The following is a 20616-nucleotide window of genomic DNA, read 5'->3' on the forward strand; positions in this document are numbered from 1 at the left end:
TTTCAACTGAGATATGGTCGAGCAAAATGTGGTGCTCTTTGAGCACGCCACAGTATTTATCTGTGATGGGGTCATGGGCCAGCTCCAGTTGCACCAAAGGCGCCAGCTCCAGATCCATACGGTGTGTGCCTTGTGCCACGTAAGCATCGAGTTTTTGTCTGGCGTCTTGCTGACCAGAGAATGACAACCAGGTTGGCAGCAATTCACAATGGCGTAATACCAGCTGTAAAGGGGCTTGACGCTCTCGCCACGCAACCAATGTACGCAGCACATCATAGCGTGCAATGATCTGATTGAAGCGTGTGACAAACCGGTCAATTTCATCTTTGCAGCCAAACTCCAGCGTGATGGTGGTCACATAAGGGTCGGTTTTTTCCGTCGCACTATGAACCAGGAAAATACTCTCCTGCAAAGGAGCAAGCGGATAGATATCCGCGATATTGGCGGCCCCGCCGGGAATACGCTGTGCCAGCGAATCCAGTTCGCTCTGAGTCACCGAGGCCAGCGTTACCATGTCTGGGGTGATCCGTGTGCATTGCGCCGGGATGCCATTTTGCGGTAGTTCAGGGGCGCTCTGCTGTGTGCCATCCTTGATGGTTTTGGCCATTTCGCCCAATACCCTGGCATTAAACAGCGCCTGTACCGAGGTGCACCAGCCTTGCTTTTTCAACCGACTGACCAGCTCCATCACCATCAGTGAATGCCCGCCTAACTCAAAGAAGTTGGCGGCCATGCTAACTTCGGCAAGTTCAAGGGTTAACAGCTCAGCACATAACTCGGCCAACACCTTTTCCTGCTCGGTGACTGGGGCCTCATATGCCACTTCATAACCAAGGTTTTGTGGCACCGGCAGCGCTTTGCGGTCAATTTTACCGTTTGGCGTTTGTGGCCATTCGTTTAATAAAACGAAGTTTGCCGGGATCATATAATCGGCAAGCGACTCACCCAGCAGCGCCTGAACGGAAGCGATCAGCGCCTGCTGTGTGTCTTCAGTCAATTCAATGCAAGGCTTAACGTAGGCAATCAGTCGCTGATTGCCTTTATCATCACTCATTGCCATCACCAGCGCAGAATCAACCAGTTCATGCTCGCCAATGTGATATTCGATTTCACCCAGCTCGATGCGCTGCCCCCGGATCTTGACCTGATGGTCCAGACGACCCATATATTCGATATTGCCGTCTTCACGAAAACGCACCAGATCGCCGGTTTTATATAAACGCTTACTGGGGTTTTGCGGATAAAATGGATTAGTGATAAAGCGCTCTTCGGTCAACTCAGGGCGGTTATGATAGCCCCTTGCTAACCCCTCACCGCCAATATGTAACTCACCACAAGCGCCTTGTGGCAATAGGTCAAGTGTATCGTCCAGTATATATAGCTGAATATTCTGGATGGGTTTACCGATAGGGATGCTGCTGCCATGAGGCAAAGCACAATCCCAGTAGCTGACATCGATGGCTGCTTCCGTCGGACCATAGAGGTTATGCAGCTGCGCCTCAGGCAGCCGGACTTTAAACTGCTCGACATGGCTTACCTGCAGGGCTTCACCACTACAGAACACCTGTTTAATCGTGCCGCACCTGGCCAGGTCGCCATGCTCCAGCATCACACCCAGCATAGAGGGCACAAAGTGCAGTTTAGTTACGCCCGTTTTCTCAATCAGCTCACTCAGATAAGCAGGATCTTTGTGACCACCGGGTTTGGCAATAACAAGCTGTGCCCCCTTGAGCATAGGCCAGACAAATTCCCATACCGAGACATCAAAACTGTAAGGCGTTTTTTGTAAGATTTTATCCTGTGGCTCACATCCGTATTCATTGTCCATCCAGTCAATGCGGTTATGCAGCGCCTGATGCTCCAGCAACACGCCCTTGGGTTTACCTGTGGAGCCCGAAGTATAAATGGCATAAGCAAGATGATTGGCTGTCAGGCCGACGTCACCAACCGGTATATTGCCGCTCGCATATGCATCGAAATCGAAGCTATCCAGCGAGATCACGGCAGCATCGCCCAGTGACACCTGTTCAATCACTTTTTGGGTACTCAACACTACATTGACGCTGGCATCTTCGATTAAATAATTCAGCCGACCTGATGGTAATTCAGGATCCAACGGCACATACGCCCCACCGGCCTTCAATATTCCCCAGATGCCAATCACCATCTCAAATGAGCGCTCTGTGCATAAGCCAACCAGGGTATCTGGGCCGATGTTATACTCAGTACGCAGACAATGCGCCAGCTGATTCGCTTTGGTATTGAGTGACTCATAGCTCATGGTAAGTCCGCCAAAGCGCAAGGCGATAGCATCCGGCGTGGCTTTGGCTTGCTGTTCAAATAATTCATGGACACACAACTGGCGAGGGTAGGCAAGCTGTGTATCATTCCAGTCAGCAAGTTGCTGCTTACGTTCGGCGTCAGACAGCAATGACAATGCGCTTAGCTTTCCAGACACGTCAGCGGGTGTCAGCCTTGCCAGCTGCGTAAGCACCGTATTCAGGTGCTGGGCGATGGCGGCCACACGGTGTGCACGATACAAGGCTGTATCATAGGTGATTTCTATCGCCACGCCCTGCTCGTTCAGCGCGACTTCAATTTCCAAATCAAACTTAGTCGTCACACTGCTGGCACGGCGTTGTGAAATATGCAGGCCATCCAGTGCTAATTGCTGATCTCTGACACCATAGTCAGAATTGGTGGTCAGCATGATCTGAAACAGCGGCGCATGGGCGCCGCTGCGAGGAACGTTAAGCTTTTCGACCAGCTGCTCAAAAGGCACATCCTGATTGGCCTGAGCGCCTAGATGCACCGATTTAACATGGGTAAAATAATCGCCAATACTGGACTGCCCGGTATTGACTCGCAGCACCAGGGTATTGGCAAAGTAACCAATCAAGCCCTCTAACTCTGCGTGGCCCCGGTTGGCGATGGGCGTGCCGATGACAATATCATTGCTGTTGCTGTGACGCGATAATACATAGGCCAGTGCACTGTGGATGAGCATAAAGGGCGTTAACTGGTGCTGTCGGGCTAAGTTTTGCAGCGCTTGTGCTTCAGCGGATCCCAGCTCACTGCGCACCAGATCACCGTGCAGCTGCTTAGTAGCTGGTCGTTCAAAGTCCGGTATGATCCCGTGCACCGCAGGTGCGTCGGCTAAACTTTGTTGCCAGTATGATAGCTGCTCAGCAAGCGCCTCTTTAGTCAGGTGTTCACGTTGCCAGTGTGCATAATCCGCATATTGCAGCGGCAATGGCGTCCAGCCGGGGACCTGTCCGGTAACTCTGGCCTGATAGGCCTGGACAAACTCACGGGTCAGAATTTCCATCGACCAGCCATCCGATACAATATGATGCATATTGAGCAGTAACACGCCCTGCTGGGTGCCATCATTGTGCTGGTGAGTACACAGGTAGGTCACTCTGAACAGCACATCTTTAGTCAAATCAAACGGCTTGAGGGTATCGCGCTCTATGTATGCAGCCAGCTCTGTCGCCAGGTCGTCGCTATCACACAAATCAATTTGGTGGATATTGAGCGCCACATCCTCGCGTGTCGTCTGCCTTGGTCCATCCTCAGAATCATAGTAACCGGAGCGCAAAACAGTGTGGCGCACCATTATGTCGTTGAATGCATCTTCTACGGCCGCCAAATCCACACAGCCCTGCACATCCAGTGCAAGGGGGATATTGTACTCGGCCGATGGCCCTCGTAGCTGCTCTAAAAACCATAAACGCTGCTGTGAGAAAGACAACACGCTTTGCGTTAACCCCAGGGCGGGGATCGCGCCTGCGGACTGGGTGAACGCATTTGGTTTTACTGCTTGCTGGCTCAACAACTCAATAAGCTGAGCTTTGTTTTCCTTGAGTGCGCTTTTCAGCTCATCAGTCATACTGCCTTTTGCTGCTTTAAACTTGAGTTTGCCCTGCTCGACATACAGATGAACGCCCTGTGATATCGCTAACTCGAAAGCCTGATGTACATTCATTAAATCTCACCATCCTCAACTAAATCCTGATCGCAGATACTGTCTGCCGCCTGTGCATTAAGCTGTTGCATACGCAGCAGATCAATGTGCTGAGCCAGCTGGGCCAGCGACTGCGCCGTAAAAATGTCCTGCATGTCTATCTGTTGTAGCTGTAATTCCGGGTCCGATGTGACTGCTCTGACCAACTTGCTGACCAGCAGTGAGTGACCACCCAACGCAAAAAAGTTAGCAGAAGTGCTTATCTCACTCTCCTGCAAATGCAGTAGCTGCGCCCAGATGATCACCAAACGTTTTTCACTGTTGGTTTCGGGCGCGATGTATTCCCCTTCAACCGCGGTCATGTCCGGCTCTGGCAACGCACGTTTGTCTATCTTGCCGTTACTGGTCAAAGGCCACTGCGATACTGGTACAAACATCCCGGGTACCATGTAATCGGGGAGTCTGTCTGCCAACTCTGTTTTGATCCGCTGGATCGCAGCCTGACTGTCATTAATATTTTCATGGCCAGAGGCACTATTAACAGCGGTTTGATTACTAAGCTGCACATAGGCCACTAAGTGTTTGGCACCCGTTGCACTGGTCGCAACAGTGACCACCGCGGCATCCACATCAAGACACTCACTCAGTAAGCCTTCTATTTCACTGATTTCGATTCTGAAGCCCCGGATCTTGACCTGCTGGTCAATCCGACCCAGGTATTCCAGCTCGCCATCGGGTAAATATCGGACCAGGTCCCCTGTTTTATACAAGGTTTCGGTTACACATTTATTGTGGCCATCGAAATAAGGGTTCGACACAAATCGCTCTGCGGTTTGCTCAGGTAACTGGTGATACCCCCGCGCCAGACCAACACCACTGATGTACAGCTCACCGACTACCCCCGGCGATAGCAAGGCCTGATTACTGTCCAGCACAAAGGCACTGGTATTTTTCAGGGGCTTACCTATGGTGACTTTCTGCCCGGGACGCAATTCAGCCCAGGTTGCACAGATAGAGATCTCAGTCGGGCCGTAGGCATTGACCATCCGGTAGGTGCCCCCCCACTGCTCAACCACTTCCTGATCACAGGCTTCTCCACCCACAGCTAGCGCTTTGAGTGCTAAGTCATCACGAAACTCCATCATGGCCAGAAATGCCGGTGGCAACAGCACATGGGTAATGGCTTCGCTGTGAAGTAACTGAGTAATGCTCTCCGGAGACAAACGCTGAACACTGTCAGCAATGACCAAAGTGGCGCCGCTCAACAACGCCATCACATATTCCCAGGTCCCTGCGTCAAAGCTCATAGAAGCAAAGTGTAAGACCTTGCTTTGCCCATCCACTTTCAGATAGTGGCGGTGGTTAAACGCAATATTGACTATTCCCTTATGCTCTAGCAGCACGCCCTTAGGTTTGCCGGTTGAGCCCGAGGTGTAAATGGCATAGGCCAGATTTGACGATGTCAGCCCTTTTACCAACTCACTTGGGTTGTAGGTAGGGTAATCAACAAAAGTCTGAACCACTTGCGCATTGCCAAGTCCGTCAATACAAATGCTGTGGTAATCGGTTAAATCCAGTTGCTCAATGATAAAGTGCGTTGAAAGGATGATTTTAACGCCGGAATTTTCCATCATATAGGTGACACGCTGACGCGGATAAGCCGGATCCAGTGGTACGTATGCTGCACCGGCTTTGAGGATGGCCAGAGTACCTATGATCATTTCCAGCGAACGCTCAACACACAAGCCGATAAAGGAATCCGGGGTAACCTGGTATTCACGAGTCAGGAAGTGGGCCAGCTGGTTGGCACGCTCATTAAGCTCACGATAGGTCAGCTGTTTACTGCCAAACTTAACGGCGATCTGCTCAGGCGTTTGCATCGCCTGCTGCTCGAAGACCTCATGAATACACTGATCGACCGGATAATCCGCGGCATTGTTATTCAGACCATCGATCAGATACGATTCGAGCTTGTCACCCAGAATAGACAAACGATTCAAAGGTAAGGTGCTACGTGTCTGAGCAGTCATATCTGCCAATGATATCAAGGCATTGTTAAAGTGTTCACTGAGCTGTTCGACAAACTCAGCGTCGAACAAGGCCACGTCATAATTCCATGTAGTCTCAATGTGCTTATCGCTGATATTCAGCGCAATTTCCATATCGAATTTTATGGCCGGATGACTGCCTTGCAATGGAGACAGCCTCAGGTCTGGCAGGTTCAGTAAAGACGATTCATCAGCGCCATCGGTAAACTTGTCATTGGTGGTCAGCATGATCTGCACCAAAGGTGTATAGGAAGAAGTGCGAGGCAGGTTAAGGGCATCTATGAGCTGCTCGAACGGCACGTCCTGATTAACCTGGGCGTTCATATGTACCTGACGAACATGATCCAAGTACTCGGCCAGTGTGCTATGACAGGTATTCAGACGCAGTGCTAAAGTATTAACAAAACAACCAATTAACGGGCTAAGTCCCTCATCGGCGCGGTTTGCCACCGGTGTGCCTATTACAATATCCGACTGATTACTGTGACGACTGATGACCACTCCCAACACAGCATGCATTAACATGAACGGACTCAGCTGTGCCTGCCTGGCAACGAGCTCCAATTGCTGTGCCACATATGCAGGCAACGACGTCGTGACATGCGCGCCCCGTGTCTGTTTTACTTCCGGGCGATGATGCTGGGTCGGCAGACTGTGTGTCAATGGCGCATCTTCCAGCGCCTGCTGCCAGTATGTCAGTTGCTTCTCAAATTCGCCGCCCTGCATTTTGTCTCTTTGCCACACGGCAAAGTCGGCGTATTGCAGTGCCAGCTCAGGTAACGGGTTAACCTGCTGAGCAGAATAGGCCCGATACAAAGTCACAAACTCATTGATCAATACATCCATCGACCAGCCATCAGAAGCAATGTGATGCAGCGTCAGCAATAACACGCCTTGCTGGGCATGGCCGGCTCCATGAAGCTTGAGGTACTGACCCCGGATTGAAAGTTGCCGGGTCAAATCAAAAGGACGTTGCGCTTCTTCAAGCAGACACTGAGACAACTGCGCCTGCTGTTGCTCACCTTCACTGTCACTGAGATCGACAAAACTCAGAGTAAACTCGCTGTCTTGCAAAACATGCTGACGCACTTCATCATCCTGCTCACGATAAACGGTACGCAGGATCTGATGGCGTGCCACAATAGTGCTGAGCACCTTTTCAACCAAAGTCAGTTCAAGTGCGCCTTCAACATTCAACGCGACAGGCATGTTGTACTGACTCTGGCCTGATTGCATTTGCTCCAGCAGCCAGAAGCGCTGCTGGGTATAAGAGAGCACGCAGCCATCCGGATACTCTCCGGGTTGCGGTCCTTGTGACTCGCTGCCTGCGCTTTGGGCATGAGACAGAAATGCGATGATCTCTGCCTTATTTGCGATGATGTCCTGCTTCAGTGCGGCCGGGAATTCAGCCACCGTCAGGTCAAAATGTAACGCGCCCTCTTTGGCATACAGATAAACGCCTTGATCTGCTGCCGATTTAACTAGTTGTGCAATCATTATAGTGTTCCACTCATCATTACCGATTCATTGGCTTTTTTGTCTTCGAGATATTTTTGTGCCTGCTTGCTCTCAATTACCTGCGAAAGGACCGCTAATTCTGCAGCGTCGTAAATTTCCCGTAATGTCAGCTCGATTTCGAACTGGGTTTTAACTGCACCTGCCAGCTTGATTAGATACAGAGAATGCCCGCCCAACTCGAAGAAGTTAGCGCAGGTACTGATCTGCTGTGGATCCAGGCCAAGCAACTCAGCCCAAATTGCCACCAAGGCATGTTCTGTCTCACTCTGTGGTGCAATATACTCTTGCCCTGCCAACATACCTTGCGGCGCTGGCAGGGCTTTTTTATCTACTTTTCCGTTTGGCGTCAGTGGCCATTCGTCTATCAGGACAAACTGGCTCGGGATCATATGTGCCGGTAACTCACCTGCCAGCGCGCTCTTAACATCACTCAACCAGACTTGTTGCTGTGTTTCTTCTCTTGTATCACACGTGAGACAAGGCTGCAGATACGCCACCAAGTATTGTCCGCCACCACTGTGCTCTTGTGCCATCACCAGAGACGTTGAAACCTCAGTAAGGCTATTAAGTCGGTGCTCAATTTCACCCAACTCAATCCTGAAACCGCGGATCTTGACCTGATCATCTATCCGGCCAATAAACTCAATTCGACCATCTTCGCAATAGCGAACCAAATCACCAGTGCGATATAAGCGTTTGCTGTTATTAACTCCCGCCGCTTCATAGTAAGGGTTGTCAATAAAACGCTCGGCCGTCAGTTCAGGACGGTTCAAATACCCCCGCGCGACACCGGCACCACCCAGATACAGCTCACCGACACTGCCTGTCGGCAACAATTCTTGTGCGCTGCCAAGTACATACGCCTGACTGTTCGCAATCACCCGACCAATATCCGGCACCTGACTCAAGGCAGACGTAAAGCGCGCTGCCGTCGAATAAGTGGTGTCTTCCGATGGACCATAAAGGTTACATACGACCACCCCAGGGCACGCTTCTAAAATCTGATTTACCTGCTGAGCGGTCAGAGGCTCACCAGCCAGATTAATCACTTTAACCCCTTGCGGCACCGCCCCCACTTCCAGCAAGGCTTTCATTGCAGACGGCACGGTATTGATCATGCTGATATCAAGCTGCTGTTCGGCCAGTGCCATGGCATTGTTCACAATCACACTTTGATAACCAAAGCACAACGGTAAGAACAATTCATAAATCGACAAGTCAAAGTTTAGTGACGTCGATGCCAGCACTTTATCCAGCTCAGCATCGCTGTAGGCCTGTTTCGCCCACTGCAACATAGCCACAGTATTGCGATGCTCAATCATCACCCCTTTTGGCTTACCGGTCGACCCCGACGTGTAGATCAGATAAGCCAGGCTCCGGGCACACACACCCGTTTCTGCTCGCGTCAAATTGTGTGCAGGATAAGCCGAAAATATGTCGTGATTATGAGATTCTGGTGCGTCCAGTAAAACGACGTTAGCATACCCCAGCGTTACCTCTTCTGCAACATTCTGTTGACTTAATACAACATTTAGACTTGCATCCTCAATCAGGTAGGCCAGACGAGACTGCGGGTAGTTAGGATCCAATGGCACATAAGCCCCACCGGCCTTGAGAATGCCCCAAATCCCGATGACCATCTCCAGTGAACGCTCAACACATAAGCCCACTAACGAATCCGGTCCGATATTGTGCTCTGCACGCAGATAATGAGCCAGCTGGTTGGCTCTGGCATTGAGTTCACCATAGCTCAGAGTCTGCTCTCCAAAGCGCAGCGCAATCTGCTCCGGCATCGCCGCTGCCTGCTGCTCAAACAGCTCGTGAATACACAGCTCGCGCGGGTAATCCAGCGTTGTGTCATTCCAGCTGTGCAGTTGCTGCTGACGCTCCGCTTCATCCAGCACACACAGGCTCTGCACCGCTGTACAACTCTGGCTGTCCAGTAAATCCAGCACCTGAGTCAAAGTCACTTGCAGGTACTGTGCTATGCGCGCCGCCGGGGCACGTTTATCCACCTGAAGCTCAAAGCCAAAACCATCGCCGAAGTCATCCACCGACAGATTAAACGGATAGTTGGTCCGCTCCTCGGTGGCCAGCACTTTAAACCCGGCATCCTGTTCCAGCTGAGACTCCTGCGTCGCCGAGTGACGATAGTTCAGCATCGCGCTGAACAGGGGCAGCTGAGCGCTCACGCCGCTACAGCGCTGCGCCTCGGCCAGAGAGACCTGCTCGTACGGCATCAGTGCATGCAGGTCGTCGTTAATTTGTGCCAGCAGACTCATCGCATCCTGCCCGCTCAACGACACGCGCAGCGGCAGCGTGTTGATCATCATGCCCATCAGCTGGCTGCTCAGGCCATCATCGCTCATGCGGCCCGATAACACAGTACCGAACACCACCTCCGACTGACCGCTACACACCCCCAGCACTTTGGCCCACACCAGATGGAACAACGCCGCCGGGCTGCTGTGATACTGGCGGGTCAGACGGCGAATGCGCTGCGCCTGTGCCTCATCCAGCGTAACATGCACGGTTTCAATGCCTGAGCCGTCATTCAGTACGTCCGTCAGACCATAAGGCAAGGTGGGTTCGCTAACATCCCCCAACATCTGTGTGAAGAAGGCTTCGGTGTCCAGACTCGCGGTGCGTGCCAGTGTGCGACCGACAAACTCCCGGTACGGCACCGGCTCAGCCAGACTGGCTTCATTGCCATTCAGCAGCGCCGTCAGCTCGTGCACCAGAATTTCCAGCGACACGTGATCTGAGATCAGGTGATGCTCGCACAACAGCGCATAATGCTTGCCCTGCGCGGCGTCTTCGCACACGCTCAGTTGTAAAAGCGGCGCATTTTCCAGCTCAATCCATAGCGGCTGCTCAGCCACATGCGTACTGAACGCGGCCCGGACATCCGCTTCCCCGCTGAAGTCCAGCTCAGTCACGGGCAGCTCCACCTCGCGCTGCACCACCTGAAGTGCAGTGGTGCGGTTGCGCCATAATATGGCGGTGCGCAGCACATCGTGACGGGCAATCAGCGTATTCAGTGCCCATTTAAAGCGCTCAAGGGACTCCGTGCTGTCGAACTCAAAGGTGGTGCTGGTAACATACGGGTCCTGCCCTTCACTCATGGTGTGCACAAACAACACGCCTTCTTGCAGCGGTGCCAGTGGGTAGATGTCCTGAATATTGGCCATGCCACCGGGGATGGTTGCCGCAATGTCGTCGAGTTGTTGCGCATCCAGCTCGGTGAGCGTCACCATCTCCGGGGTAATTTTACTGCAGTCTGTCGGGATTAAATTGGCGGGCACACAACTTGATTCCTCACTCCCAAGTGCCCGAACCTGGCGCGCCATGTCCTGTAGCGTGTGTGCCCTGAACAAGGCCTGCACGTCCGCCTGATACTGACGTGCGCGCAGCTGACTGACCAGCTGCATAATCAGTAGCGAGTGGCCCCCCAGCGCAAAGAAATTAGCGTGGACACCCACCTTATCGACGTCCAGAGACAACAGCGACGCGACAATCTCGACCACCATTTTCTCGGCCTCGGTGTGTGGTGCCTGATAAGGTTGCTCGACCGTTTTCGCAGGCAGAGCCAGCAGCGCGCGCTTGTCCAGCTTGCCATTGGCAGTCAGCGGCCACTGCGCCACAAAACTGTAAGCCGACGCCACCATGTAATCCGGCAGATTGCCGCTCAGGTGCTGTTGCAGTGCGTCAATCAGGCTGCTGTCTTGCGCACTTTGAATGAAAGCGCGCAGTACCTTGCCACCTTGCTGACCGGCCTCAGCCAGTACCACCGCCGACTCCACCTCAGGGTGACTCATCAGCTGGCTTTCTATCTCACCCAGTTCAACCCGGAAACCACGGATCTTGACCTGATCGTCGCTGCGCCCGACAAACTCGATTTCGCCATCTGCCCCTATGCGCACCAGGTCACCGGTTTTGTATAAACGGGCGCTCAGTGCAGGATTAGCCGGGTCACAATACGGGTTATCAATAAATCGCTCGGCGGTGAGTTCGCTTTGATGCAGATAACCGCTGGCCAGACACTGACCACTGATGTACAGCTCACCCACTACACCCGGCGGGCATAAGGTCAGCTGCTCGCTGAGTACCAGCGTCGCGGTATTGACGTTGGCGCGGCCAATGGGCACCGCGCGCGGGTCATCGTACCGGCCGCGGATGGCATAGCCGGATGCGGTGACTGTGGTCTCGGTCGGGCCATAGGTATTGAGCAGCACAAAGCCCGGTTTAAGCGCGGCCACCGATTGTTTATCCAGTGCTTCACCGCCCACAATTACCAGGCGCAGCGCCAGAGATTCAAGCTCTGCTTCGCTCAGCGCCAGCATATGCCAGAACGCCGTTGGCAGGCTGGCCACGCTGATGGCATGGCTGTCACAGAAGGCAATAAAGGCCTCGCGGCTCAGCGACACCTCTTCATCGCGCAGCACCAAAGTGGCGCCCTGAGTCAACGTTGCCAGCCATTCCTCGACGAAAATATCGAAGTTCATAGTTGAGAACTGCAGCACGTTATCCGCTTCGGTGATTTCGTAGCGCTGCTCACAGTTCGCGGCAAAGTTGATCAGGTTATGATGGCTTATCATCACGCCCTTAGGATTACCGGTTGAGCCTGAGGTATACATCACATAGGCCAGGCTCTCAGGAGTCAGCGCCACATCCGGGTTGCTGATTGGGTAGCTTGCAAACTGGCTGGCATCGTCCAGCAGCACTGGCGTGACGTTAAAGTCGTTCAGGATCCCGGCGACCTTTTGCTGGGTCAGCACCACAGACAGGCCGGTGTCTTCGACCATGTACGCCAGACGTTCCTGCGGATAATCCGGGTCCAGCGGCACATAGGCCCCGCCTGCTTTAAGGATGGCCAGTACGGCGACCATCATTTCCAGCGAGCGGCCCACACACAGGCCAACTAGCGTATCCGGGCCCACCTGATGCTCGGCGCGTAAATAATGCGCCAGCTGATTGGCACGCTCATTGAGTAAATGGTAGGTCAGGATATCATCGTCATAGCTGACGGCCACTCTGTCCATGGTTTTAGTGGCCTGCTGCTCAAACAGCTGGTGCACTGAAACTTGTGGTAAATCCACAACCGGCCCCAGCTGTGCACTCAGTAATACCTGACGCTGCTCAGCAGAATAGGCCGTCCACTGAGACGGAGATTCCTCAGAATCGCGCATAGCGTGATGTAATAAGTTGTCGATGGCAGTATTCATCAGATCTGCTACCAGCGCCAGCGGCACACGCGCATCTGCCTGAAAGTCGAGGGTGAATGCATCACCAAAGTCATTGACCGACAAGTCCAATGGATAGTTACTGCGCTCACGCACTGCAGCAATATCATATAGGCTGCTTTGTTGCTCATCGAGGTTTTCAGAGTGGCGGAAATTCAGCGTGGTGCTGAACAGGGGCGAACTGGCATCCACCTGCGAATGGCGCTGTGCCTCGGCCAGTGCTACCTGCTCGTAGGGGATCAATCCCTGCAGCTGCTCATGGACCTGAGTCAGCAAGGTTCTGGCATCCACATCCGCAAGCGTTACACGCACCGGCAAGGTATTGATCAACATGCCCAGCATACGGTCTACACCCGCCTCTCCACTCATGCGTCCGGAGAGGACAGTACCAAACACCACATCCTGCATATTACAGCAGTGGCTCAGCACCTGTGCCCAGGCTGCATGGAACAGCACTGCGGGGCCCATTTGTAACTGCCGCGACAACTGACGAATTCGTTCATTCAGCTCAGGTACCAGCGCATAGCTAAGCTCCTGCGAATTCGACCCATCACCCAGCGTATCTGCCAGGCCAAAAGGTAACGTTGGCGTATCAACATCACCCAGACGCGCCGAGAAAAAGGCTGCGCTGTCGAGGGTTTTGGCAATGTGCTGTGATTTGGCAACGAACTCGCGATACGGCACCTGAGGTGGCAAACTGGCCTGCTCACCCGCCACACACATGGCAAGCTCTTCGAGGATCAGCTCGACGGAGACATGGTCGGTGATCAGGTGATGATGCTTAAACAAAGCATGGACTTTGCCACTGGCCTCGTCCCGAACAACCTGCATGCGTACCAGCGGGGCCTGCTCAACATCTATTTTATGATTGCCGTGCTCAACAAAGTCATTAAATGCCACCAGCACATCTTGCTGTGCAGCAAAGTCCAGCCACTCAACCAGACTGCCAACCTCTCTTTGCACCACCTGAATCGCTTTGTCCCGGCCACGCCAGAGGATCACGCTACGCAAGATATCATGGCGCGCGACAACCTGCTCCAATGCATTAACGAAGCGCCCAAACTTGTCATCATCAGCAAAGGTCAGTGCCGCAGAAATCACATAAGGGTCGAATTCCTGCTGTAGAGAGTGCGCAAATAAAATGCCTTCCTGCAGTGGCGCCAGCGGATAAATATCCTGAATGTTTTGCACACCGCCAGGGATCTGCGCACAGACTGAATCGATTTCACTTTGGGTCAGCGCAATCAATGGCAGCATTTGTGGCGTGATAATAGTGGTATCAGCCATTATCCCATTCTCGGGTACTTGCCAGCTCAGCGCTTCTTCGTCCTGCTTAGTCACAGTGGTGGCCATCTCAGCCAGGGTCTGGGCCTTAAAAATAGCCGCCGCTTCTGCCGTAAACCCAGCTTGCTTAAGCCGGGCATGGATCTTCATCACCAGCAGTGAGTGTCCGCCCAGCTCAAAGAAGTTCGCCGTGCGGCTGATGTTGCTCGCTTCAATACCGAGCAACTGCGACCATATCTCACTGAGCAGAATTTCCGTATCCGACTCGGGCGCTTCATAGTGTCCCTGCCCTGCGACCATATCGGGTTCCGGCAGCGCGCGTTTATCAATTTTACCATTGGCATTGAGTGGCCATTGCGTCATTGCTACAAACGCACCCGGAACCATGTAGGCCGGTAAACTATCGCCCAGTGCCTCACTTAACCAGTGACCCAGCGTCTGGCCCTCAGGCACCTGAGTTGCAGGTTCCACATAGGCCACTATCAAGGCATTATTGCTGAGGTCTTTACGGGCAACGACCAGTGCCTGCTCAACCTGCTCCAATGCATTGAGTGTGTGTTCAATCTCACCTAACTCGACGCGAAAACCCCGGATCTTAATCTGGTCGTCTACCCGACCAACGTACACAATCTGGCCCTGTTCGTCATATCGCACCAGATCGCCAGTTCGATACAACATCGAAGGCTGTTCGGGGTCAGTGGAAAATGGATTAGGGATGAATTTCTCAGTGGTCAAATCTGGACGATTCAGATAACCCAGTGCCAATCCGGCACCACCGACATATAACTCTCCGATAGCACCAACGGGCAAAAGTTGTTGTTGTTGCGAGAGAATAAAGCATCGATCACCACAGATGCCGGTCCCTATCGGTAATATTCCGCACGCCAGATCTTCACTGGTAAACGCGTGCCATGTAGTAAATGTGGTGTTTTCAGTAGGTCCATAGCCATTTACAAAAGTACAGTGAGGGTTGGTCGCCATAGCACGTTTAAGGCCATTCAGTCGGGCCGCCTCACCACCGGAAATCACACATTTTAACGATGGTTGCTTAACCTGCGTGCGACTCCATTCATCAAATAGCCCGGTTGTCAGGAACATATCAGTGATCTGTTGCTCGTCTATCACCTCATCCAAACGAGACACAGTTAAGAACTCGTCGGGGAACAGTACACAACGACCTCCATTGAGCAGCGGTCCCCAAATTTCTATGGTCGCAGCATCAAAAGCGATGTTGGCACACTGTAAGAAAACGGTTTCATCACCAAGCTGAATAAAGTCAGGATTATCCACCAAACGCACAACCGCACGGTGCGGCGTCATAACCCCTTTAGGGTTGCCTGTTGAACCTGAAGTATAAATTACATAGGCAAGAGACTCAGGTGACTGAGCGCCACCCGCTGCAGGGTTTTCCGTCCCATAGTGGGCAAACCGGGCACTGTCATTATCTACGGCCAACAAATGAGCGTTGCTGAAAGAAAGTCGCTCACAAAGTGCAGATTCAGTCAGTACTAAGTGGGCGCCGCAGTCTGCCAGCATATATTCGAGGCGGGTTTGCGGATAAGTTGGCTCCAGTGGCAGGTAAGCACCACCCGCTTTAAGAATAGCCAGAGTCGCAACAACCATTTGAACTGAGCGACCGATACACAAACCCACTAAAGTACCATCAGTCACGCTATGTTGCTCACGTAAGTAATGGGCCAGCTGGTTAGCCTGCGCGTTGAGCTCGCCATAGCTGAGTGTCTGCTCATCAAGTTGCAATGCAATGGCGTCTGGTGTCTTTGCAGCTTGTGCTTCAAACACCTGTTGGATCTGCATGTCACTGCGATACCAGGGCACATCCGCCTGCCACTGCAACAACTGATGCTGCTGTGCCTGATCAGGCAGTATACTGCAAGAAACAGGCTGCTCCGGTGTCTCATTTAATGCTGTCACCAGGTTTGTCAGCGCATTGGCCAGATAAGCCGCTACCTGCTTTACATCAACCTGTTGGTCAATCTGATACTCCAGCGAGAAGCCTTGTCCTAAATCATTTACCGACACGCCAAACGGATAATTGGTGCGCTCTTTGGCACTCAGTAAAGTCCAGGCAGCATTGCTGTCGTGCAGCGCAGTTATATCATCCTGCGCAGCAGAATGGCGATAGTTCAGCATGGCGCTGAACAGGGTTGCGCCGCTGGCCAGTCCACTGTATTTTTGTGCTTCGGCCAGCGATACCTGCTCGTAAGGCAACAAGGCTTTGAGGCTCTGATCGACCCGCTTAAGCTGAGTCAGCACAGGAGCCTCATCCAGTGAAACCCGCAGCGGCAGGGTATTGATCATCATCCCCATCATGGTCTCAATGCCCGCCATGCCATTCATCCGGCCAGACATCACACTGCCAAACACCACCTCCTGCGACCCACAACAGGCGGCTATCACCTGCGCCCAGGCCAGATGGAACAAGGCTGCAGGACTCAGACTTTCACGCCGGGCCAGGGTGCGGATTGCGTCACTCAACTCAATCGGTAATGTGTCATGGTGGTCAACGATAGTCTCACCACTGCCTGTCACCTCACTCAGACCAAAAGGCAGTGTGGGGGTTTCTATATCGCCCAATTGCGCCGAGAAGAATCCGGCTACGTCAAGCCCTCGATTGTGTTCAAGCGTATGCGCGATAAAGGCACGATAAGGCAAGGGCGTGGGCAATGCCGAATCGGGATCATCACATAGCTGCTGTAACTGGGATACCAGAATACCCAGTGACACGTGATCCGTTGTGAGGTGATGGAAAGTCAATAGTGCGTAGCATTTGCCCTGTTCGCAGGCTTCTGTAACAGCCAGCTTGATAAGCGGTGCTTGTTCAAGGTCAAGAGTGTGCTGATGCTCAGCCACATAGGCTTCAAATGCGGCTTTGATCGGTTGTTCAGTATCAAACACCAGATGCGATACGCTCAGTTTTGCTTCACGCATCACCACTTGTACCGCGGTTTCTCGCTCACGCCACATCACAGCAGTACGCAGCACATCGTGGGTTGTCAGCATGCGTTGCAGCGCCTGCTGGAAATTAGTCAGCTGTGCCGGGCTGGTAAACTCAAACGCCGCCGTGGTGACATAAGGGTCAGCCTGGGTATTTAAGGTATGAACAAATAGCACACCTTCCTGAAGGGGTGCCAGTGGGTATATATCGGCAATATTACGATGCGTACCCGGTATTTTTGCGGCAATTTCATCAATTTCATGCTGGCTCAACTCAACCAGATCCAGCATCTCGGGCGTCACATAGTGACAGTCAGCCGGGATGCCATTTTTGGGCACTTCAAACGTGCTGCCATCTTTACCCTGCCTGTCTAGCAGTTCTGCCATTTCCCGCAACGACGCGGTAGCAAACAGATCGTGAACCCGCGCCTGCCAGCCACGACTTTGCAGCTGACTGGCCAGTTGCATCAGCAACAGGGAATGACCACCCAGCTGGAAGAAGTTGGCGGTCGCGCTTACATCATCGACTTTGAGTAACTCAGACCATAAGGCCGCCAACGTCATTTCGGTCTCCGTTTGTGGTGCAAGGTATTCCCCCTGCAACGCAATGGTTGTGCACGCTAACAGGGCTTTCTTATCAATTTTACCGTTCGGGGTCAGTGGCCACTGAGTCAGCAAAGTGAAATGCCCAGGCACCATATGTGCAGGCAACTCCTGCTCAAGCTCTCGTTGCAGCGCAAAGACAAACTCAGCCTGCTCCGACTCTGCCACCGGCTGCTCCGGAATCACACAGGCCAGTAACTGATTGGTGCCACCCTGGCGCTTTGCCAGCACCACACAGGAGTGCACGGCCGAGAGTTTATTCAGGCCGTGCTCAATTTCTCCCAGCTCGACGCGGAACCCGCGCACTTTAACCTGATCGTCAGCACGCCCGACAAACTCCAGCTCACCATCCGGCAAATAACGAACCAGGTCGCCACTGCGATACAGACGCGCTCCGGTTTGCGGGTTTTGCTGATAAAAGGGATTAGCGACAAACTTCTCTTCGCTTAATTCAGGGCGATTCAGATAGCCTTGCGCCAATCCGGCACCACCGATATACAACTCACCAATTGAGCCAACCGGTAGCATTTTTTGATATTCATCCAGGACAAACAAAGACACATTATCGAGCGCCTTACCGATGCGAACCGCATTACCCGGCATCAATTGACACACAGTGGCACACACCGATGCCTCAGACGGACCGTAGGCATTATAAAAACTATAACGTGCAGACCATAAGTCCATCAGTTCTTGCTCGCAGGCCTCACCCGCCACAATCAGACATTGCAGGGCATAGTCTTCGCGATATTCCATGGTCGCCAAAAACGCCGGTGGCAAGGTCACATGAGTGATCTGCTGATGGGTGAACAACTCGGCCACTTTGCCAGGCTCAAGACGTGCTTCATCGCTGCTTATCACCAGAGTTGCGCCGTTCAGCAGCGCCATCACCCAGTCCCAGGTGCCCGCATCAAAGCTGATTGACGCGTAATGTAATACCCGGCTTTGTGGCGTGATGGCAAATCGGGCTTGCTGATTCTGGGCCAGATTGACAATACCACGGTGGGTACACATCACGCCCTTAGGTTTGCCCGTCGAACCCGACGTATAAATCAGGTAAGCCAGCTCATCGCTGTGCTGCTGTATCTCTGTGCTGAGGTTGTGCAGGCCATGCTGAGCCCATCGTCCAGCCTGGGTGTCCAGCGAGATCACTTTGTCAGCAGCAAATGCCAGCGACTCACGACATCGCTCATTGGTCAGGATCACACTGACTGCGGAGTCTTCCATCATGTAAGCCAGGCGCTCCGCCGGGTAATTGGGATCCAGAGGCACGTAAACCCCCCCCGCTTTTAGAGTCGCCAGGATGGCTATCATCATTTCGATGGAGCGGTTGATACACACACCCACATAGCTGCCCGGCATAACGCCTTGTTGCGCCATATAATGCGCCAGCTGATTGGCCCGTTCATTCAGTGCCTGGTAGCTCAGGGACGTCTCACCAAACACCAAAGCGCAGTGGTTAGGCGTGGCAGCAACTTGCTGCTCAAACACTTGCTGTATCGTTAACTGAGACGCATAGTCCACCTGGTTGCCATTCCAGTCGAACAGCTGCTGCTCAATTTCCTGCTCAGTGGCTAACGTGTAATCGCCAATCAGCATGGTTGGGTTAGTTACTACATCGGTGATCATGGTCGTCAGACGACTGACATGGCCATCAATCTCATCTTCGTTGAAGAAATTTCGGTCAAAGTTAAACTCAACATGGACGTTATTAATATTATCATGGCTGCGCACATAAATAGACAAAGGGTATGAGCTAAAGCCACTGTTCAGTACCGCCTTGTAACTGGACACTTCACCAAACTGGGTATCGGACGGGTGATCTTCTACCGATAACTGAATATCAAACAACTGGCCCTCACCCTCATTCATTGGCCTGAGGTCGCGGATCATTTCATGCAGCGGGTACTTTTGATATTTATAGCTGCGTTTGAGCTCGGCGGCCACGGCTTTGAAAGTGTCAGCAAAGCTATCGGTACGCGAAAAGGCCACGCCAACGGGGATCACTGACGCCATCATACCTATCGTCTGGCGTAATTTAGCCGAGCTGCGGTTGTGGACGGGCATCCCGATGTGGACCAGATCACGCTTATCATTCATCTGCGAAAAATACACCGCGACCAAAGTGGTGAAAAAGTGCGTTGCTGAGCAGCCATAACGCGCGGCAACCGCGCCGATTTGATTGTACTGCTGCTGGGTAAATTCATACTCGCGGCGAGCAAACGGCTGGTCATCAAACTGGTTGGTTTTCTTCAGCAGCAGTGGATCGGGTAGGGTCTTAAACTTTTCCTGCCAGAAAGCCCGGTCTTTTTCGAACCGGCTGCTTTGTCGATAGGCCAGATCTTTTTCAATAAACTCGCTGTACGACGGGCGTTCAGGCACTTCTTTGATGAACTGACCCTGTGCATTCATCGCCAGATACGTTTCACTGAGGTATTCAAGGAACAGGCTGCCCGCGATACCATCCACTATCAGATGGTGGAACACCATACACATGGCACTCTCCTGCTCGGAGATTTTTAACCAGTGAATGCGCCATAAACAAGGTCCATAAATATCAAAAGGGGTAGACATCTGAGTCTGGCAATAGTCCGCGGCACGCTGATGCGCATCCGCATAGCCACTGAGGTCAATACACTTCCAGTCCAGTTGCAGATCATCATTGATGATTTGCCAGGGCTGGGTGTCTTCCAGTACCAGATTGATACGATACGCGTCGGTATGTGCCACGACGTGATCCAGTGCATGCTTAAAGCGTATCGGGTCCAGTGCCCCTGTTAATACAAACCGACCCCCAACGTTGTACAGTGGGGATTCACTCTTGAATACTTGCTCCATCCAGACTGGTTGCTGAGATGATGTCAGGGGGTAACGTCTATTATTCATTCTTGGTCTATCCATACTCACTGGCCCCGATGCGCGGGGACCTTGATAATACTCAGGCCATAAGGCATAACCGTAAGGCACAAAACGTGGCGGGCCGAAAGCCCGCTATCTG

At 52.7% G+C, this 20616-nt stretch carries 3 protein-coding genes (1 of these 3 cut by a window edge); all 3 read right to left on the reverse strand.

Translation table 11 applies throughout. The features are described 5' to 3' along the window. Tightly spaced (each overlapping or abutting the next), the 3 genes in view from CWB98_RS11605 to CWB98_RS11615 form a layout consistent with a single transcriptional unit that may run on beyond the window. On the reverse strand, positions 1-3988 hold the 5' end (the start) of the coding sequence (locus CWB98_RS11605) for a non-ribosomal peptide synthetase (RefSeq protein ID WP_138545030.1). The gene continues 6020 nt to the left of window position 1, outside the view; only the first 3988 of its 10008 coding nucleotides appear in the window; the start codon lies at positions 3986-3988; its stop codon lies beyond the left edge, outside the window. Next, complete coding sequence (locus CWB98_RS11610) at positions 3988-7512, reverse strand: non-ribosomal peptide synthetase (RefSeq protein ID WP_138545031.1); 3525 nt, start codon at positions 7510-7512, stop codon at positions 3988-3990. Before CWB98_RS11610 ends, CWB98_RS11605 begins: the two co-directional genes overlap by 1 nt. Next, positions 7512-20504 (reverse strand): non-ribosomal peptide synthetase, encoded by a 12993-nt coding sequence (locus CWB98_RS11615; RefSeq protein WP_171045635.1) that lies wholly within the window; start codon positions 20502-20504, stop codon positions 7512-7514. Before CWB98_RS11615 ends, CWB98_RS11610 begins: the two co-directional genes overlap by 1 nt. Positions 20505-20616 lie beyond the last annotated feature (112 nt).

Origin of the sequence: Pseudoalteromonas rubra (assembly GCF_005887115.1) — a bacterium.
In the GTDB taxonomy this organism is placed as follows: domain Bacteria; phylum Pseudomonadota; class Gammaproteobacteria; order Enterobacterales; family Alteromonadaceae; genus Pseudoalteromonas; species Pseudoalteromonas rubra_F.